21 protein-coding genes and 1 pseudogene are annotated in these 18,372 nt (G+C 70.7%); 9 read left to right on the top strand and 13 right to left on the bottom strand.

All coding sequences use genetic code 11. The features are described from left to right. The 3 genes from C468_RS12285 to C468_RS12275 form a co-directional block, all read left to right on the top strand. A partial coding sequence (locus tag C468_RS12285) for a M28 family peptidase (protein ID WP_008849220.1) occupies nucleotides 1-1,169 on the top strand: 1,169 nt, incomplete at its 5' end. A gap of 54 nt (nucleotides 1,170-1,223) precedes the next feature. Next, complete coding sequence (locus C468_RS12280) at nucleotides 1,224-2,018, top strand: NAD(+)/NADH kinase (RefSeq protein ID WP_008849219.1); 795 nt, start codon at nucleotides 1,224-1,226, stop codon at nucleotides 2,016-2,018. A gap of 14 nt (nucleotides 2,019-2,032) precedes the next feature. Beyond that, nucleotides 2,033-2,476 carry a DUF7313 family protein gene (locus tag C468_RS12275; protein WP_008849218.1) on the top strand — a complete coding sequence of 148 codons (444 nt, stop codon included), beginning with the start codon at nucleotides 2,033-2,035 and terminating at the stop codon, nucleotides 2,474-2,476. 473 nt (nucleotides 2,477-2,949) lie between these two features. Here C468_RS12275 and C468_RS12270 read toward each other — a convergent pair whose 3' ends face one another. From C468_RS12270 to C468_RS12240, 7 genes are all read right to left on the bottom strand, one after another. Further along, complete coding sequence (locus tag C468_RS12270; protein WP_008849217.1) at nucleotides 2,950-3,228, bottom strand: DUF7314 family protein; 279 nt, start codon at nucleotides 3,226-3,228, stop codon at nucleotides 2,950-2,952. 4 nt (nucleotides 3,229-3,232) lie between these two features. Then, nucleotides 3,233-3,670 (bottom strand): DUF7315 family membrane protein, encoded by a 438-nt coding sequence (locus C468_RS12265; protein WP_008849216.1) that lies wholly within the window; start codon nucleotides 3,668-3,670, stop codon nucleotides 3,233-3,235. Between the two features lie 40 nt (nucleotides 3,671-3,710). Further along, nucleotides 3,711-4,499, bottom strand: coding sequence for a menaquinol--cytochrome-c reductase (cytochrome bc complex) cytochrome b/c subunit (locus tag C468_RS12260; protein ID WP_008849215.1), 789 nt, complete (start codon nucleotides 4,497-4,499; stop codon nucleotides 3,711-3,713). A 4-nt stretch (nucleotides 4,500-4,503) separates the two neighbouring features. Continuing rightward, nucleotides 4,504-5,313, bottom strand: a complete 810-nt coding sequence (locus C468_RS12255; protein ID WP_008849214.1) for a cytochrome b — start codon at nucleotides 5,311-5,313, stop codon at nucleotides 4,504-4,506. A 7-nt stretch (nucleotides 5,314-5,320) separates the two neighbouring features. Then, nucleotides 5,321-5,710 carry a DUF7318 family protein gene (locus C468_RS12250; RefSeq protein ID WP_008849213.1) on the bottom strand — a complete coding sequence of 130 codons (390 nt, stop codon included), beginning with the start codon at nucleotides 5,708-5,710 and terminating at the stop codon, nucleotides 5,321-5,323. After that, on the bottom strand, nucleotides 5,707-6,345 hold the full coding sequence (locus C468_RS12245) for a halocyanin domain-containing protein (protein WP_049912211.1): 639 nt from the start codon (nucleotides 6,343-6,345) through the stop codon (nucleotides 5,707-5,709). The genes C468_RS12250 and C468_RS12245 overlap by 4 nt, the downstream gene beginning before the upstream one ends. A 95-nt stretch (nucleotides 6,346-6,440) precedes the next feature. Continuing rightward, nucleotides 6,441-7,286: a DUF308 domain-containing protein gene (locus C468_RS12240; protein ID WP_008849211.1), complete on the bottom strand. Its 846-nt coding sequence runs from the start codon at nucleotides 7,284-7,286 to the stop codon at nucleotides 6,441-6,443. 114 nt (nucleotides 7,287-7,400) lie between these two features. Between C468_RS12240 and C468_RS12235 the strand changes: the two genes are divergently transcribed. Continuing rightward, nucleotides 7,401-7,883 (top strand): DUF7321 family protein, encoded by a 483-nt coding sequence (locus C468_RS12235; RefSeq protein ID WP_008849210.1) that lies wholly within the window; start codon nucleotides 7,401-7,403, stop codon nucleotides 7,881-7,883. Nucleotides 7,884-7,994: 111 nt separating this feature from the next. Further along, complete coding sequence (locus C468_RS12230) at nucleotides 7,995-8,615, top strand: HAD family hydrolase (RefSeq protein ID WP_008849209.1); 621 nt, start codon at nucleotides 7,995-7,997, stop codon at nucleotides 8,613-8,615. Between the two features lie 17 nt (nucleotides 8,616-8,632). Here C468_RS12230 and C468_RS12225 read toward each other — a convergent pair whose 3' ends face one another. Both C468_RS12225 and C468_RS12220 read right to left on the bottom strand, forming a co-directional pair. Further along, on the bottom strand, nucleotides 8,633-9,496 hold the full coding sequence (locus C468_RS12225; protein WP_008849208.1) for an MBL fold metallo-hydrolase: 864 nt from the start codon (nucleotides 9,494-9,496) through the stop codon (nucleotides 8,633-8,635). Nucleotides 9,497-9,500: 4 nt separating this feature from the next. After that, nucleotides 9,501-11,378 carry a radical SAM protein gene (locus C468_RS12220; protein ID WP_008849207.1) on the bottom strand — a complete coding sequence of 626 codons (1,878 nt, stop codon included), beginning with the start codon at nucleotides 11,376-11,378 and terminating at the stop codon, nucleotides 9,501-9,503. A gap of 94 nt (nucleotides 11,379-11,472) precedes the next feature. Between C468_RS12220 and C468_RS12215 the strand changes: the two genes are divergently transcribed. From C468_RS12215 to C468_RS12210, 3 genes are all read left to right on the top strand, one after another. After that, a complete protein-coding gene (locus tag C468_RS12215; protein ID WP_049912210.1) occupies nucleotides 11,473-11,922 on the top strand; it encodes a hypothetical protein in 450 nt (149 codons plus the stop codon). Nucleotides 11,923-12,002: 80 nt separating this feature from the next. Then, the gene (locus tag C468_RS18695) at nucleotides 12,003-12,158 is read left to right on the top strand and encodes a DUF7559 family protein (protein WP_008849205.1); all 156 of its coding nucleotides are present in this window, start codon (nucleotides 12,003-12,005) and stop codon (nucleotides 12,156-12,158) included. Nucleotides 12,159-12,161: 3 nt separating this feature from the next. Continuing rightward, a complete protein-coding gene (locus C468_RS12210; protein WP_049912209.1) occupies nucleotides 12,162-12,617 on the top strand; it encodes an Hsp20/alpha crystallin family protein in 456 nt (151 codons plus the stop codon). Between the two features lie 12 nt (nucleotides 12,618-12,629). Here C468_RS12210 and C468_RS19130 read toward each other — a convergent pair whose 3' ends face one another. The 3 genes and pseudogenes from C468_RS19130 to C468_RS12200 all read right to left on the bottom strand — a co-directional run bounded on the left by C468_RS19130 (nucleotide 12,630) and on the right by C468_RS12200 (nucleotide 14,909). Continuing rightward, complete coding sequence (locus C468_RS19130) at nucleotides 12,630-13,505, bottom strand: NAD(P)/FAD-dependent oxidoreductase (protein WP_275039708.1); 876 nt, start codon at nucleotides 13,503-13,505, stop codon at nucleotides 12,630-12,632. Continuing rightward, nucleotides 13,480-13,989 (bottom strand): annotated as a pseudogene (locus C468_RS19125) (NAD(P)/FAD-dependent oxidoreductase); the annotation flags it as partial. The pseudogene C468_RS19125 and the gene C468_RS19130, both read right to left, overlap by 26 nt. 122 nt (nucleotides 13,990-14,111) lie before the next feature. Then, nucleotides 14,112-14,909, bottom strand: a complete 798-nt coding sequence (locus C468_RS12200; RefSeq protein WP_008849203.1) for a DUF7388 family protein — start codon at nucleotides 14,907-14,909, stop codon at nucleotides 14,112-14,114. A gap of 340 nt (nucleotides 14,910-15,249) precedes the next feature. Between C468_RS12200 and C468_RS12195 the strand changes: the two genes are divergently transcribed. Beyond that, on the top strand, nucleotides 15,250-16,281 hold the full coding sequence (locus C468_RS12195; RefSeq protein WP_008849202.1) for a glutathione S-transferase family protein: 1,032 nt from the start codon (nucleotides 15,250-15,252) through the stop codon (nucleotides 16,279-16,281). A gap of 40 nt (nucleotides 16,282-16,321) precedes the next feature. On the opposite strand, the gene C468_RS12190 is transcribed toward C468_RS12195, so the two are convergent. After that, the coding region (locus tag C468_RS12190) for an alpha-amylase family glycosyl hydrolase (protein ID WP_008849201.1) at nucleotides 16,322-18,372 on the bottom strand (2,051 nt) is incomplete at its 5' end.

Raw genomic sequence — 18,372 nt, 5'->3', positions numbered from 1 at the left:
TCAGAGATGTGTATAAGAGACAGTTCGACATCCAGGGCTGGGCGCGCGGCGACAGCGAGATCCGGCGCGGCGCGGACGCCATCGCGAGCGGGCGGAACACCTGCATCGCGCTCCCGCGGAGCCCGAGCGGCGAGACGACCGGCGAGTTCGTCGACCTCGGGTACGGCGTCCCCGAGGACTTCGAGCGGGACCTGAACGGGAAGGTCGTGATGGTCTCGTCGGACACGCCAGACTCCGTCGACCGGTTCGTCCATCGCCGTGAGAAGTACTACCACGCCGTCGAGGCCGGAGCCGCCGCCTTCGTCTTCGCGAACCACGTCGAGGGGACGCTGCCGCCGACCGGGAGCGTCGGCACCGCGGACGCGCCGATCGGCGATATCCCGGCCGTCGGCGTCTCGAAAGAGACCGGCGCACGCCTCGCGCGCCGACGCGAGGGCGAGGAGCTCACCGTCGCCGTCGACTGCGAGACGCCCGAGGCGACGAGCGGGAACGCGGTCGCCGACCTCGGCCCCGACACCGACGAGTACCTCGTCGTCTCCTGTCACGTCGACGCCCACGACCTGGCGGAGGGCGCAATGGACAACGGCGCCGGTACCGCGACGCTCGTCGAGGTCGCCAACGCCCTCGCCGCCCGAGGAGACGAGCTCGACACGAGAGTGCGGTTCCTGGGCTTCGGCGCCGAGGAGGTGGGGCTGGTTGGCTCCTCCCGGTTCGCCGAGAGCGTCGAGCCCGACCGGGTCAAAGCCGTCGTCAACGTCGACAGCAACGTCTTCGGCCGCACCCTGAAGCTCGACCACCACGGGTTCGACGCGCTGGAGGCGGCCGGCGAGCGCGTGAGCGACCGGTTCGACCACCCGATCGCGCTCGGCGAGGAGCTGGTTCCCCACAGCGACCACTGGCCGTTCGTCGAGCGCGGGATCCCCGGCTACATGGTCTCCGGGGAGACGGAGGGGCGCGGCCGCGGCTGGGGACACACCGGCGCGGACACGCTCGACAAGCTGGAGTCCCGGAACCTCCGCGAGCAGGCGATTCTCCTGACGGAGCTCGTCGTCGACCTCGCTGGCGACGACGTGTCGACCGCGCGGCGCCCGACCGACGAGATCGCCGCCGCGCTCGAACGGGAGGGGAAGGCCACGGGGATGAAGATCACCGGCGACTGGCCGTTCTAGCTCCCCGCGCCGCGAACCGGGAGGTTTTCACACGCGCCGGCCGGACCCCCGGACATGGAAGCGTCGGAACGCCGCGTCGCCGTCGCCGGCCACGACGAGCGAGCGGCGGAGATCCGAGACGCGGTCCGGGACGCCGGCGGGCACCTCGCTGAGCCCGCAAGCGCGACCGGCGAGGGGACGGCGGTCGACGCACAGCACCCCGAGGCGTCGCTCCTCGTGGCCGTCGGCGACGAGGCCGTCCGCGACGCCGTCGTCGCGGCGCCCGACTGCACGGTGGTTCCCGTCGTCGACCGCCGGCTCGCGTTCGACCGCGACGGCGCCGTCGAGGCTCTCAGACGGCTGCTCGACGGTTCGAGAGCCGGGGACTCGATCAGGCGCGTCACCCATCCCGTCCTCGCGGTCGACAGCGGGGCGGACGCCTCCGTGCGAGCCGCGTTCGACGTGGCCCTCGTCACCGGCGAGCCGGCGCGGATCTCGGAGTTCGGGGTCGGGTTCCACCGCGGTCGCACCGAGTCGGTCCGGGCGGACGGCGTCGTCGTCGCGACGCCGCTGGGGAGCGACGGGTACGCGAACGCCGCCGGTGGCCCCGTCGTGGAACCCGGTGGCGGGCTCTCGGTCGCGCCGATCGCGCCGTTCAGCACCCGGATCGACGCGTGGGTCGCGGCGGAGCGGGTTGGGCTTACCGTCGAGCGGGAGGGCGAACCGATCGCGCTCGTGGTCGACGGGAAGCGGCGCGGCGCCGTCGAGCCGCACCAGACGACGGAGATCGAGGTGGTCGATCGGGTCACGTTCGCGGCACCGACGGGGGGCGGCGAGCGCGCCGATCGGAAACACTCTAATAACTCGTAACCGGATGTGTCCGTATGGACCCACTGCAGTTCCTCGTTCCGCTCGGCTGGCTGTCCGAAGTCGGACCGATGCTGCCGTACGCGATACTCGTGATGGCGGTCGCGAACCTCGCGACCCGACACATCGCGCACCGGCACCACGTCGAACAGGGGAGCGACGGCGACAGCGTCGAGCCGTACACGCCGCACGCGTTCACGAACATCGGACTGTTGCTCCTGACGTTCCTGTTCATGCTCGACGCTCCCGTGAGCGGCACGATCCTCGCGGTGATCGTGGTCACTATGCTGATCGCCGACCTGTTCGAGCTCGAGGCTCGCAACGTCGAGGCCCGCAACGACATGCCGATCGAGGCCCCGAAGAGCTCGATCGCCGCCTCGGCGGTCTTGATGGTGTTCGTCGCCTACTACTCGCTGTTCTTCCTCGTCTCGGGGTTCTGGAACCAGTTCGTCGTCGCGTAGCGAGCGCGACCCGAGACCCAGGTTCCGCGTCTGACCGCCGTCGATCGAGAACAAAGGAGCCCCGTCGACGTCCTCCGCTCGTGCCGCGTTCTGAGTCGTGCTAACAGCGACGATCTATTTAAAAGCGATGAGCGACACGGTCGCGGCTACTTGACCGTGCGAGGTCGCCGCGCCACGCGCCGGCTCCCAGAGCGACCGAAGGGAGCTAGCGGGAGCGGGGACGGAGCAGCGTCGAGCGTTGCGAGATCGACAGTCTCGCAGGTAGCCGGGCTTCGCCCGGCGACGCAGCGAGGCGGCCACCTCCCGGAACGTCGGAGTCGTCGCGGCCGAGCGCTATCGGTTCAGCGACGACCCTTCGAGTCAGGTCAACCGCAGAGTCGCACTGACAGGGGACCGAACGGATCGGAACGCGGAGCCGGCGCTGGGACGGGGAGCGGGGGCAGAGGGTGAAGAGAAAAAGGGGGCGGGCGCGGTCAGTTCGCGGCTTCGGCGTCCTCGTCGAGCATGTCCCGGAGCTGACGGCTCACCGGGATGAACACCCAGAACGTGAGCGCGCCGAGGATCATCAGCCAGAACGACGCGTCGCCGGCAACCAACCCGATCTCGCCGTAGGCCGTGTTGACCCCCTCGGCCGGATTGACGAGCTGGACGACGTCGTAGTACGAGGGCGTCCGGTACCAGCCGCCGAAGGTGAGCCATCCCAGACCGCCGAGCGTGAAGAGGGCGAACCCCTTGATGAACTCGTCTGCCATTGTCTTAGTGTTCGCTGGAACCGTCTTGAGGCTTTCCCATCCCTTGCCCGCGGAATCGCGTGCCGAGAACGTACACCGCTGTTCCCGCGACGAGGAACCCGATTCCGGTGATCGCGAGGACCGCGACCAGCACGTCGTCGGACGGGTAGAGCCCGGCGCTGTTGATCAGGTAGACGATCGTCGTCCGGACGAAGCTGATCTGCAGCGTCGCCGCGTCGATCAGCGTGAAACCGATCAGGTACGCCACCACGGCGGCGAGGGTGGAGAAGACCGTGGCGGCCTTGTACAGTCGGAAGGGGACGACGACCTCCCGTCCGTCCGGACCGACGCGCGGCCCGGTCGGTTCGTTCCGCGGGTCCTCGTCGGCGTCCTTCGCGACCGGATCGCCGGTCTTGTCGAATGCCTGGGTGTCGTCGGTGTCGGTGTCGGGTGATGGTGACATCGGTGAACGGTGACCGCAAAATCGGTGGTCCGTCGACCGGTTACTTCGGGGGCCGCAGCATGTAGTACCGCCGGTTCAGGTCGTACATGTACCCTTCACGCATCGTTTTCAACACCGCGTAGGTGAGGATGCCGCCCAGCACGGGCAGCATGAACGTGAGCGTGAGGAGCAGGTCGAGCGAGATCGGGAAGAAGTTCTGGATCGCCAGGGCGGCGAGCGTGAACGCCAGGATGACGCCCGTCACGCCGACGGCGGCCCAGAACGGCTGCTCGACGGGCCGGCGCGCGCTCCCCTTGTTAAGAAACGGCACGAGCCCGATGAAGCCGAAGACGATCCCGTGGGCGACGATCCCGAGGAACTCGTTCGACATCACGATGTTGCCGCCGAGCACGGCCAGCTCGGGGTTGAGCGGGTTGAGCTTCAGCAGCCCGAACGACCAGTAGAGGTACCAGTCGGGGAGGATGATCGCCGGCGTCGAGCCGGGGTTGGCGGGCTCGCCGAAGTGCGCCGGCATCAGCGCCGCGATGAGGATCATTATCCCGACGAAGAAGCTCGTGATCGCGAGGTTCCGGAGCGTCTCGTGGGGCCACGTCGGGAAGCCGAGCACGTCACGCTCGACGTACGTCGACTCGGCGCGGAGGTCCTCGTCCTCGCGGCGCGAGCGCTCGAAGTACTGGTAGGTGAGCTGTGCGAGTCCCCGCGAGTGCTCCTTGCGCTCGGACCACGTGGGCGTCTCGTCGTCCGGCGGCACGGTCGCCGGCGGACCGCCGTCCGTGCGCGCTTCTGCGTCGGTTCCTCCGTCCGTCATGGGAGTGTCGTCGTTGGTCATTGGATTAGTGCGGCTCCGCGATGCCCTGCACCCAGACGATGCCGACGTGGAGGGCGATGAGGCCCGTCACCACGAACGGCAGCACGAACACGTGCAGGATGTACATTCTCACGAGCGTCGCCTGTCCGAGGGTGAAGCCGCCGAACAGGAGCTGTGCCGCCCACTCGCCCACGAGGGGCGTCGCGAGCGCCATCTCGACGCCGATCTGTGCCGCCCAGAAGGACAGCTGCTTCCACGGGAGCACGTACCCGGAGAAGCCGAACAGGAGCGTCAGGCCGATGAGGACGATCCCGAGGATCCAGTTGACCTCGCGGGGCTCCTTGTAGGAGCCGGTGAAGTACACGCGAAGCATGTGCAGGAACACCGCCGCCACCATGAACTGGGCGGACCAGCGGTGGATGGAGCGGAGCATGTACCCGAACTGGACGTCCTTCATGATGAACACGAGCGAGTCGTACGCGGCCGTCGGATCGCCCTGCGCGGCGGCGCCGGCGGTGGACGGGGCGTAGTAGAAGCCCAACAGCGCGCCGGAGACCGCGGCGACGAGGTACGCGACGATCGACAGGGACCCGAGCGAGTACAGCGGGTACCAGTACCAGAACTTGTTGTCGAGGTCGTACTGTTCGGTGTGGCTCTTCGGCATCTGGAGGTTCGCGCGGTAGTACATCGTCTCCAGCAGCTCGAGGTAGTCGACGATGCGGAGGCGCTTGTCGAGCCAGATGAGCGTGGTGAGGAACGCGGTCTCGATGACCGTCAGGTCCTGTTTCTTGAGCCACGCGTTGTGGTCCATCTCGTCTTGTTTTTTGAGGCTCATTGTCGGATTACTTCTTGTAGTACGGGTAAACGGCCCGTTTGAGCGTCTCGGTCATGTTCCCGGTGTCGACCCCGACGCCGTCTTTGTCCTCTTCGCGGATGTAGAGGTCCTCCCACTTGCGGCGGCGCTTCTTGACGATCATCACGTCGGGCAGGAACTCCTTGCGGTACAGGAGGAGGATGAACGCGAGATCGATGAAGATCATCGCCAGCAACGCGCCGGCGAACATGTTCCCGAACTCGGTCGAGGCCCAGGCGGACATGAGCCCGTACACGAACAGGGAGACGAACACGACCTCGATGACGGTGAGAAGCACGATCGCGATCGCGGCGGCGGTGCTCTCTCTCGCGGGCTCGTACCGGTGGATGTCGCCGTACGAGGAGCCGCCGGAGCTCATTGCGCACCCCCGTGACCGGTGTGGGCCGACTCGCCGTACTTCAGCAGGTAGAACGTGAACACGAAGGTCAGCGCGATGCCGAGTATCGCCGCGATGCCGACCCAGTGGGCGTGCAGCGGGACGCCGACCTTCGCGATGTTCTCCGGCCACCCGGTGTTCCCGCCGGTCTCGACGGTGGGAACGTCCTCACCGACGGCGATCCCGGCGTGCATCCCGACCGCGTCGTGGGGGACGCAGTGGTAGTGGGTGATGCCGGCGTCTTCCTCGGTCACCTCGTACTCGTAGGTGTACCCCTCCTCGCCGACCGGGTCGCCGCTGTCGAGGGCGGCCTCGCCTTCGACCGTGACGACGTTGTGGTCCCCGCCGGCCCCGGTCCACTCGAACGTGATCGTCGTGCCGGTGTCGACCCACAGCTGGGTCGGGGCGAACGCGAGTCCGTCGCTGCCGGCGCCGACCTCGACGGTGACCTCGCTCTCGCCGCGGGCGTCCAGGTACTCCCCGAGGTTCCCGCCGGTGACACCGCTCGGCCAGTCCGGTTCCGCCTCCTGTGCGGCGGCCGTTCCGGTCGCCCCGGCCGAGGCCGCGACCGCGGCGCTCGCGCCGCCGGCCGTCCGCACAAATTCCCGCCTTTTCATACAGGTTCACTCGGGACGGGGTGCGCTTAAACCCACCGACTGAACCCGTCGACTCGGAGGGGTTTACAAGGCCTGTGTCGCGCGATATCGACGGTTCACTCGTCTCGCTCGTCCTCGGTTACGACCCCGCCTTCGACGGGGACAAAGTCGGGGCGCTCCTTCGCCTGTCGCAGGGCCCGCAACCGCTCGCGATACTCCTCCGAACGGAACCGATCCGAGAGCCGCGCGTTCGCGACCATGACGAAGAGCAGCAGGCCGATGAGTAGGAACACGATTCCCATCGCCGGCGCGACGATCGTGTTCAGGTCGGTGGCGAAGGAGGCGACGAGCAGCGCCGCCCCGGCGAGCACCTGGACGATCGCGATCACCTGGACCATCAGGTTGCCGAACTCGCCCGTGCCCTCCGGTACCGAGTCGGGATGCGGGAGCGACCAGTCGTCGGGGGGCTCGGCCACGTCGTGCGACTCCATCGCCGCCAGCGCGACGACCGGCTCGATGTCGCGGAGAACGGTCCCCTGACCGGTCACTTCCCCCGTCGGCCGGACGATCGCGTATCCCTCGTCGGAGTACACGAGGAGTCGCTCCTCGCCGTCTTCCCGGACGCGCTCTAACACCCCGAACACGTCCCGACGCGCGATTCGGGACTTCAGCTCGGCCTCGGCGCGGTCGAGCAGCCGATCGCCGGTGATCCACGACTCCGGATCGAACGCGGCGTCCCACTCCTCCGCGCTCATCCGGGCCATGTCGGCGGGGCCGAAGTCGTCGAAGTCGTACTCCTCGTCGACCCGCGCGCGGAGCTCGGCGAGTTCGTCCGCGTCGTCGGGGGCCTCGCCGCCGCTCCCGGCGGCGGCGTCGGCTCGGGGAGACCCGCCGTCGTCGGGCTCGGCCGGCGTCCGGTCCGGCCGCGACTCCGGGTCCGGTTCCGTCGAGGTGTCCTCCATTGTCCGGTGATACGTGCTCCGAAGGCTAACTGTTTTCGTCTGCGACCGGGGACGCCGCCCGCGGGGGAGCGGCGGATCGCGGGGCTTTACGCGCCGGGGTCCCAACCGCGGGTAATGGTCGACGAGTCGGTTATCGCGGCGGCGGCCGGGCTGTCGGTGACGGCGAGCCTCCCGTTCCTGCTGTACGGGGCGTGGATCATGATCGACACAGAAACCGTGACGTGGACCGTACTCATGCGCCACCTGCGGTACATCGCCGTCGGGCTGGTGCTCACGACGGTCCCGATCGTCGGGTGGATGATCCCGCGCCTCTTCGCGAACCTGTCGGGGATCGCCGTGATCCACGCGTTCCTCGGAGTGCAGGCGTACGCGCTGCTGGCGTTCGCGCTCACGGGGATCGTCCGGATCCTGCAGGCGAAGCGGAACGCGGACGCCTACGAGGACCCCGACGTCGACATCGACGAGATCCACGAGGACATGGGCCACTGGCGCGCGCGGCTCCGGGCCGGCGTGGCGGGGTTCATGGTCCTCTGGCTCTGTGCGTGGGTGACGGGGCTCTACCGGCTCTACACGCTCCACCTCGCGTCGATGCTCTGACTGGCACGCCTCGGCGGGATCCCGTGTCCCGAGCGCGCCGCCGACCCGGAACGCGGCATCGACCGCGCCGACCGACAGGTTCAATCCCGTTTTCGCCGTAGTGCCGGTATCGTGGCAGTCACTTTCGACCTGTTCGGGACTCTCGTCGACGTCGAGTACCCGTCCGACCCGGCGGAGATCGTCGCGCGCGAGTTGGAGTCGCGCGGCGTCGAGGTACCGGACGACTGGCACGTCGCGTACGGCGAGCGACACGTGGACGCCCCGGCGGGCGCGGAAGTCCCCCTCCCCGCGCACGTGGCGCACGCGCTCGACTCACGCGGCGTCGACGCCGCCGACAACGTCGTCCGACACGCCGTCGTCGCCGCGTTCGACCCGGACGTGACGCGACGTGACGGCGCGAGGGCGGCCGTCCGCGACGTGAGCGATCGGGGGCCGGTCGGCCTCCTCTCGAACTGCGCGGTGCCCGAACTGGTCCCCAAGACGCTGATCCGGGCGGGACTCCGCGGGGAGTTCGACGCGGTCACGACGAGCATCGGCTGCGGCTGGCGGAAGCCGCACCCGAAGGCGTTCGAGACCGCCGCTGACGCGCTCGGCGTCGCGCCCGCGTCGCTGGTCCACGTCGGCGACGACCCGACCGCCGACGGCGGCGTCGAGGACGTCGGGGGGCGGTTCGTCGACGTGACGGAGACGCCGCTCGACGAGCTGGCGGCCCACCTCGAGGCCGAGCTCTAACGTCGGGGATCAGACGCCTACTCACCGGACGCGTCGATCTCGGTTCGACCCGCCCACTCCCGGCCGATCCGCCCCTCCGCGACCAGTTTCTCGAGGTGAGCGGCGACCGTCGCCCGCGCGAGGTCCGCGACGCCGGTGAGGTCCTTCTCGTATGCCGCGTCGACCACGGCGTCGACGTCGGTCGCACCGGCCTCGACCGCGCTGAGGACCGCGCGTTCGCGGTCCAGCCGGTGGTCGATCAGCCGTTGACAGGCGGTCTCCGGGTCGTCGATCCGCGGACCGTGTCCGGGGTGGATCCGGTCGTAGCCGCCGTCTCGAACGCGTTCCAGGCTGTGCAGGTAGTCGCGGAGGTCGCCGTCGGGGGCACCGACGACGACGCTTCCCTCGGCGACAGCGAGGTCCCCACAGAGGAGGTCGAGAGGCGCGTCGGCGGCGTTCCCCCCGTCGCCACCGTCGACCGCGAACGCGACGTGGTCCGGCGCGTGACCGGGCGTCTCGACCGCCCGGACGGGGGTGTCGCCCACGCGGTCGCCGTCGTGGAACGTCGCGTCGGGGTCGACGCCGGCCGCCGCCGCGAACCGGTCGACGTGGTCGGCGTGCGCGAACACGGGCGCGCCGGTCGCGTCCGCGTACTCGGCGACCGCGCCGACGTGGTCTGGGTGCGTGTGGGTAACGGTTATCGCGTGGACGGCGGTGTCGCCGTCGCGGCCGGGAGCGCCCGGTTCGTCGAGGCCGACAGCCTCGTCGAGCGCCGCCGTGCGCGCCGCGGGGTCGACGAGGAGCCCGTCGACGAGGTAGGCGTTCGTCGCCCCGCCGGGCGCGCGGGTGTCGACCGGAACGTCGACGCGGACGACCGCCGGAGCGGGATCCGGGGCCGCCATCGGCTCAGTCCCCGCGCCCGACCGAGGAGCCGTCGCGCCGGTCGAGCAGCGAGCGCGCGGCGGGCCCGGGGCCGGACCCGGCCCGCTCCCGGCCGGGAATCGGGACGTCGGTGTCGTCGGCCACGGCGAACCGCGAGAGGTCGGCGACGCCGGCGTCGACCTCGCCGACCGCGCCGTACGGACGGCCGACGACGACGTCGCCCGCCTTGCTCCGGTTGACCCCGGGGATCGCAGTCAGCTCGTCCATCGACGCCGCGTTCACGTCGAGCGGGTACGGGACGCCCGTGACCGAGCGGTAGCCGTGGTCCGTGATCGCCACGTCGATGGCCGTGCCGAGCTCGCGCTCGCCGGGGACCGCGACAAGGAGCGCGTACGTGCCGAGCTGGCGGCCGAACGTCTTCCCGTCCTGGTGGTACTCCAGGTGGACGTCGGGGAGGACCGTCCCCGGCGGGACCACGCGGTCGAGCATCGGGTTGTCGACCGTCTCGCGGACCTCCCGCTTGTACGCCTGGAACTGGTCTTTGTGCTCCTGGGCGATGTCCGCGCCCGTCTCGGCCATCTCCGTGCCCGCGAACGCCATCACCTGCCGGATGTTTATCCGTCGAAGCATCAGCCCCTCGTCGTAGACGGTCTGGAGGAACTCCTTGTTGTGCTCGTACGTCTCGGGGCGTTCGCCGGCGAGCCCGTGGACGAGGTTGATCCCGGGAAGGAGCTTCGGGAGCCGCGGCGAGGCGTCCGGTCCGGTCGAGGGACCGGTCACCCGGTCGTCGGCGCCGGGCGTCGCCTCCGGGGCGTCGCCCGGGCGCCACCCGCCCTCCTCGTTGACGACGCGGACGGCCTCGAGACACTCCTCGGCGGTGACGAGCAGGTTGTTCTGCTCTTGGACCACGGGGTCGGCCGACTCGAGGCCGAAGGCGGCGGTGTCGCCGGGCGTGTTGTGCGCGGCGATGACGCGGATCGCCTCGCGGGAAGCCTCGGGGTAGTCGGTGATCGTCACCGGGTTCATGTTGTCGAGGTGGAGCGTCCGGAGGTCGGGCGCGACCTCGCGGATCCCGCCGTACAGCTCGCGGAGCGCGTCGGGGTTCGGCGCCTCGCCGTCGCCGCCGAACGCGAGGATGTCGGCCTGCCGCCCGAGCCGGAAGTGTCTGACCCCTCGATCCGAGAGCGCGTCGACCTCGTCGACGACGGAGCGCGCCTCGCGAAACGCCGGGCTCCCGTACAGCGGCTCGGTGCAGAACGAACAGCGGTAGGCGCAGCCGCGGGAGGTCTCCATCTCGCAGATGAGGTAGTCCGGGTGGTTCGGGTGCTGCTCGACGACGAACGCCCCCTTCTCGGCCCACCGGTCGATCTCCGCGTTGTCGCGCATCCGGTTGCCGAACCCCTCTAACCCCTCGCGCACGAGGTCGTACGCGGCCGCCTCCACGTCGCCCATCGCGACGAAGTCGTAGTCGAGGTCGTCGCGCTCGGTCTCCGTCGCGCCCGCGTTCTCGTCGCCGACGCCGAAGCGCACGGGACCGCCCAGCAGGGTGACGCCGTCCGCGGTCCACCCCAGCTCGCGGACCTCGTCGGGCTCGGCGGGGGTGCCGCCGACGTACTTCCCGGGGACCGTCATCCCGCCGACGTACACCATGAGGTCCGCGTTCGCGACGTCGGCGTGCTTGCTCCGTTCGTCTCGCAGTTCGTCGATCGTGTGGTAGGTGATCTGCGACTCGGGGACGCCCGCGTCGACGAGCGCGCCGGCCGTGTACCGCGGGTACGTCGAGATGTACGGCGGCACGCCGAAGTGCGCCGGCTCGTCGACGTAGCCGTCGACGATGGTGACGGAGAGGTCGTTCGGGTCGGGCGGGAGCGAGCCCCGGCCCGACGCGGGCGAATCGGTCATGTTGACCCACCGTAGTCGGCCGAGACGGGAAAAGCGTGCGGAACGGCGAGTGGGCGCCGGATCGCTTATGTCAGAACGCGCGAAAGCGCCGACGATGCCCTCCGAGACGCCCCCGACCGGTGAGACGCGCTCTGGCGACGGCGCGCCCCCGGCCGACGACGAGTCCGATCGCTGGCAGCGAGTCGGAAGCTCCGTCTCGCTCGCCGCGCTCTGCGCGCTCGCCGCGGTGCAGTTTCTCGGCGCCGACCCCCGGCCGTGGGGGCTCGCCGCCGGCTGGGCCGCGGCCACCGCCGTCGCCCTCGGGCCGATCGCGTGGCTCGCCCGCGACCGGCTCTCGTCGGATCGCTACGAGACGCTGACGTACGTCGCCTTCGGCGCCGCGGTCCTCGCAATCGCCGTCGGGCTGGGCGTCGCGCTCGCGTTCGGGGTCCCGTATTACCCGTACGGTCCCGGCTTCCTCGCCGGCGTCGCGTTCGGCACCGCAGTCGTCTCTGTCGCCGAGCGCGCGGTCGTTCCGGAGCGGCTCCGCGGATCCGGTGTCTGATCAACCCCGCGGAGTCGGCGCATCTTCTCGACCGCCGCCGCCACGCTGTTTAAGCCCTCGCCGACACAACACCTCCGTATATGCCATCGACGATGGAGGTCAAATGCGAGAGCGACAACTGCGAGCTCGACATGTTCGAGAACCACTACACGTACGACGTGCCCGACGACCACGCGGTCGGGGACCTGTCGTGCCCGTACTGCGGCGGGAGCAACCTCGTCGAAATCGAGGTGTAACCCGTGAGCGGATTCGTCGAGACGGGCCGGTCGGTCGTGCGCCGCGCCCTCGAACGCCTCGGTCGCGGCTGGAGCAAGATGCAGGAGCGGCGGCCGCTCTCGTACGACCTCCTGGAGAGCGACGACGCCTACCTCGTCGTCTTCGACGCCCCCGGCGTTCGGGGCGAGGACCTGAACGTGACGTTCCTCGACCACACCGTCGAGGTCGAACTCGACCGCTTCCGCGACTTCTACGACGGCTACGAAATGCTGTTCCCCGGCCGCGGGGTCTCGCTCTCCGGGAGCGCCGATCTCCCGCGCGACGCGAACGTGACGCCGCAGGGCGCGAACGCGACGCTGGCGCGGAACGGCACCCTCCGGGTGGAGATCCCGAAGAAGGACGACGGCCGCGACGTGGAAGTAGTGGAAGAGGACGACGAAGCGGAACGCGACGGAGAAGCGCCGGCAGACGACTCGTAACCCGGGCGGATCTCACTCTCTCGTCCGGCGCGCCACCGACATCCCCTCCGCGATCTCGAACGCCTCGTCGCCGTCGAACCGGTCGGGATCGAACGCGTCGATCCACGGCGACGCCGGGGCTTCCCGGCCGATCCCGTCGAGCGACGCCAACACCCCCTCGGCGACCAGCTCGCCGACCGCCGGCGCGCGCATGAACCCGTGACCCTGCCAGCCGGCGGCGACGAACACGCGGTCGGCGGGGTCGCCGACCGGGCCGACGAGCGGGTCGCCGTCGGGCGTGGCCGTACAGAGGCCGGCCCAGGCGCGCTCCACGTCCGGACCGGCGGTGCCGTCCGCGTCGTCCACGTCGTCCGCGCCGACCGCGTCGAGTCGCTCGCGGAGCGTCGCCGACACCGACTCCACGAACCAGTCGTCGCCCGTCCGGTCGTAGCCGTCCGGGTCGGCCGGGACCGGTTCCGTGCCGTCGCCGGCGAGCAGCCCGGTCGGATGCGGCCGGACGTACACCCCCGCCGTCGCGTCGTACACCATCGGGCCGTCGTAGCCCGCCGAGTCGCCACGGGCGGCCCGCGCCGTCAGCGCCTGCACGCGGTAGGGGACGACGGGGACCTCGACCCCCGCGTCGCCGAGGAAGTCGGCGGTGTGCGCGCCGACGGCGGCGACGACGGCGTCGAACCGCCGGACGGTCCCCGTCCGATCCGCGCCCCCGACCCGCAGTTCGGGGCCGTCGCCCGCGAGCGAGACGGCGGTGTCGGTCTCGACGGCGACCNGCGCCCCCGACCCGCAGTTCGGGGCCGTCGCCCGCGAGCGAGACGGCGGTGTCGGTCTCGACGGCGACCCCCTCGCGACGCGCGCGCTCGCCCATCGCGGCGACGTAGCTCGCGGGGTCACACCAGCCGGCGCCCTCGGCGACCGCGGCGACGGCGAGGTCGCCCGTCGCGAGGGGGAACCGCCGGCCGAGGGCCGCGGGGTCGACGAGGGAGACGTCGCGGCCGTGCGCACGCATCCGTTCGACCATCGCTGGGACGGCCTCGGCGTCCGAGTCGCCCTCGCGGACGGCGATGACGTAGGGACACGGCGCGAACGAGAACCCGGGGAGCGACCGGTCGAGCGCTCGGAACCGCTCCATCGCGCGGGCGGCCAGCGCGGCGTCGACGTCCTCGGCGTAGGCGTCGTACAGCACGCCCGCGGCGCGCCCCGAACTCCCGGCGCCGAGCTCTCCGCGGTCGTACAGCGTCACATCGGCGCCGCGGGCCGCGAGGTCGGCGGCCGCGGTGACGCCGATGGCGCCGCCGCCGACGACCGCGACTTCGGGTGACGAGCGGCGTCGTCCCGCCGGAGCGCCGCGGTCCGTCGACGCGTCTGGTCGGCTCATGCGCTCGCCTGTCACCGATACGGCTTAAAAACGACGGCGGGATATTTAAACGCGTGTGAGCGACGGCGCCGATCGTTTATAAGTAACCGAGGCGGTGGCGCGCGCCGGTGAGCGCCCGAACGCTACGACAGGAACTCGTCGATCCCGCGTGCCGGGTAGCCGACCACGTGGTCGACGCCGGCCTCGCGGAGCGCGTCGACGCGCTCGCGGACCGTCTCCGGCGACCCGACGAGCGCGAAGTCCCGCGCGGCCGCCGAGAGCACCTCGCGGGCGCGACCGGTCGCTTCCGAATCGGTCGGTTGCGCGTCGCCGGAGTCCCCGTCCGGCAGCGCGCGGGCCACCGGCCGGCGGCGGGCGACGTACGCGCCCACGGCGTCGAGGACGGCGTCCTCGTCGTCGGTCAGGACGGTCGGCGCGTAGACGGCGACCTCGCCGTCGAACCCGGCGGCGCGCAGCGCGCGGACGTCCCGATCGGTCGACCGGGAGAGCAGCTCGAACTGGGTCCCGCCCGCGGCCAGCGCGACGCGCTCGACGCCCTCCGTGCCGACCCACGCGTCGGGGGCGTCGCGCCGCGCGGCCCCGAGCCGGGGCGCCACCGCGCGCGACGACTCCTCGTCGGTGAGGTAGGCGCCGTGACCCGCGACGAGCACCCGACGGGCCGCGTCCGGGATCCGACCGACCAGCGAGTCGTCGCCGAGCGGGTCGAACCCGTCCGCCCGGACCGGCGTGGTGACGTACAGCGCCGTCTCCGCCGCCAACCGGTCGAGCGTCCCCTCGTCCGGGAGGTGGTCGCGGCCCTCGTAGTCGATCGTCACCCGATCGACCGGGAGCGCGCCGGCACGGGAGACGTCGCACTCGGCCGGCTTCAGCGCCGCCGCGTCGATGCCGGTCCGGACGACCGCCTCGCGACCGGTCAGCATCGGGCGCTCACCTTGATCGAGGGCGCGACCGCTCTCGGGCGTCGCACGGTGGCTCGGTGCGTACTGTCGATACTCACGCAGAAGACCTCATCACGATCGCGGAACGCGATCCATCGCCTGTGCGGCCATGACTGAGCACTGCTAATCGAGTGCGTCTGATAAACCCGTCGCGACGCGGCAATATTGCCGGCGGAGCGGTCGCCGCCCGCGCTCGCGGACGGCGGGACGGGAACCCGGTGACGCGCCGTGACGGGATCCGGTGACGCGCCGTGACGGGACGGGAACCCGGTGACGCTCGCGTCCCCGCCCACGTTATGGGGCTCGCGCCCGTCCGATCGGTATGAATCAACTCGTGGACGGCGAGTGGCGGACGGACGCGTACGAGGCGACGGACGAGGACGGCTCGTTCCAGCGCGGCGAGACGACGTTCCGGAACTGGATCGCCGGCAGCGACGTGCCGGACCACGTCGACGCCGAGCCCGACGACCGGTTCCAACCCGAGGCGGGTCGGTACCACCTGTACGTCTCCTACGCCTGTCCGTGGGCGCATCGGACCCTGCTCGCGCGGTCGCTGCTCGGACTGGAGGACGCCATCGGCGTGTCGGTCGTGGACCCGTACCGCGGCGAGGGGGGCTGGCAGTTCACCCCCGAGAAGGCGGGGTGTACCCCCGACAGGCTTCACGGCAGCGACTACCTCCGCGAGCTGTACGTCGCGGCCGACCCCGACGCCACCTGCCGGGTGACCGTACCCGTGCTGTGGGACACGGCGGAGGAGACGATCGTCAACAACGAGTCCCGCGAGATCCTCCGGATGCTCTCCACCGCGTTCGACGACCTCGGCAACGACGTGTCGCTGCTGCCGGGCGACGGCGACGGGGCGACCGTCGCGGACGTCGACGAGGTCATCACCGAGATCTACGAGCCGGTGAACAACGGCGTCTACCGCGCCGGCTTCGCGACCTCACAGGCGGCGTACGACGAGGCGATCGACGACCTGTTCGGCGCGCTCGACAGGTGGAACGACCGCCTCGCGGACCGGCGCTACCTCGTCGGCGACTCGCTCACCGAGGCCGACATCTGCATGTTCACGACGCTGGTCCGGTTCGACCAGGTGTACCACACGCACTTCATGTGCAACCGGCAGTTCATTCACCAGTACGAGCACCTCTGGCCGTACGTCCGCGACCTCTACCAGACCGCGGGCGTCGCCGAGACGGTGAACGTGAGCCACATCAAGGAGCACTACTACACGACGCACCCGGACGTGACGCCCTCCGGAATCATCGCGCGCGGCCCGGACCTCGACTTCGAGGCGGACCACGACCGCGACCGGCTCGGCGGCGAGGCGCCGACGCCGGACGTCGCGCACTGAGCGTCGGCGCTCCGTGCGGCACTGGAACGACGTCGTCGATCTACGCGCGGAGCACGACGGCGTCGTCGACCGTGAGTTCGTCGCCGTCGGCGACCGCCGCGCCCGAGATGAGGTCGGTCGACTGGACCGACTCGTTCAGCGACACCGACGCGCTGCCGGCGGCGAAGTTGAGCACGACGACGTACCGTCCGCGTTCGTCTTCGCGCGCGTACGCCGTCACCGCGTCAGCGTCGCCGTCGGTCGCCGTGACCTCGTACTCGACGGCGGCGACGCGCCCCTCGCGGAGCGTCGGGGTCTCGGCGCGGAGCGACGCGAGCGCGCGGTGGAACGCGGTGAGGTCGGCGTCGCCGTCGTGCCAGCGCATCGGTCCGCGCTGTTCCGAGACACCGCGCTCCTGCCCGTAGTAGATCATCGGTGCGCCCGGGACGGTGAACGTCGCCGCCGCGGCCGCGCGCAGCGACGGTTCGTCGCACTCGTCGACGTAGCGACTCTCGTCGTGGTTCTCGACGTACCGGAGGTGGACGGCCGAGTCGGGGAAGCCCGCCCACGCCGCGTCGTCGAGCGCGTCGAGGACGGCGTCAGCGGGCTTCTCGCCCGTACCGACGTCGCGGAGCGTCTCGTACAGCGTCGTGTCGTAGTGCATGTGGAACTCGCCCTCGTGGTAGTCCGCGTCCCGCGGGATCGTCTCGTCGAGGAGCAGGAAGTCCTCGGGTACGCGGTCGCGGACCTCCTTCCAGAACGCGTGGGAGACGCCCCACGCGACGTCGCACCGGAAGCCGTCGACGACGTCCGCCCACTCGTCGACCACGTCGAGCATCCACGACCGGACGGCGAGCGAGTCGTAGTTGAGGTTCGGGATGCGCTGCCAGTTGAAGTAGTACTCGGGGATGTCGTCGCCTCCCTCTCGGAGGCTCGCCCACTCCACGTCGACGACGTTGCGCTCGGCGTCGACGCGGCGGAAGTGGTCGGCGTACGCGTCGACGCCCGCCGAGTGCAGCTGAAACGCCGGGTGGTCCCGCGAGGTGTGGTTGACGACGAGGTCGAAGACCACCTTGATGTCGGCCTCGTGGCAGCGGTCGACGAGCGACTCGAACGCCTCGCGGGAGCCGAGGTCGTCGGCGGTGTCGAAGTAGTCGGTGATGTGGTAGCCGTGCGTCGTCGGGCTGGCGAGCACGGGAGTCAACCAGAGGCAGTCGACCTCGAGGGACTCGAGGTACTCGACGCGGCGCTCGATCTCGCGGAACGTCGTCGGCAGCGTCTCGCCGGCGAACGAGCGGACGAAGATCTCGTACACCGTCGGGGACTCGGCCCACTCCGGCGGGTCGTTCGGACGCGTGACGGAGACGGCGCCGGAGCCGGTCGCCTCGAGGCGGACGGTGTCACCGATGCTCCGGCGCTCTCCGGCGGTGACGGCGTGGATCCGAGCGCGTTCCGGGAGGGAATCGAGCGACGTGCGGAGCTCGCGGCCGTCGACGGTCACGTCGTCGTCGCCGAGGTCGTCGCGACCGTCGAGGTGGAACTCGACCGGGAGGTCGCCGCTCGGGTATGCGCTGTCGGGGGCGCTCGTCGGCGTCGCCGTGACCGCGACCTCGTCGCCGTCCACGGTCGCGTCGAGCCGGACGCGAGGGCGGCCCGGCCCGTCGACCTCGACGGTGGTCCTGACGCCCTCCGCGAGGTCGTCGTTCACCGCGAAGGACGCCGTGTGTTCGCCCGGGGGGAGCCGCGCGTCGAGGACGTAGTCGTCGCCGACGCGACGCGGGCGGTCGGTCGCGAGGAGATGGTTGTTGAACGGACCGCTCACCGAGACGGGCGTCGAGTCGCGGTCCGACTCCGAGAGCGGGAGGTCGTCCGCGGCGATCGAAAACCGCGCGTCGCGCCGCTCGTCGGGGAATGTGCGAACCGTCAGCTCGTGCGTGCCGTCCGAGGCGTCGAGTTCGACGACGTACGTGCCGGAGACGTCCGGGCGGAAGTGGACGACCGGTCCCGATTCGGTCTCGCGGCGTTCGGATTCCGGATGCCCTGCGGGCGTCCCGATCGGGAGCGCCGCACCCGCTTCGAACTCGCTCTCGGCGGGCGCGGCGGCGACCGACA

The organism is Halorubrum kocurii JCM 14978 (assembly GCF_000337355.1).
GTDB classification, from domain to species: Archaea; Halobacteriota; Halobacteria; order Halobacteriales; family Haloferacaceae; genus Halorubrum; species Halorubrum kocurii.
This window is presented reverse-complemented; position numbering and strand designations above follow the sequence as displayed.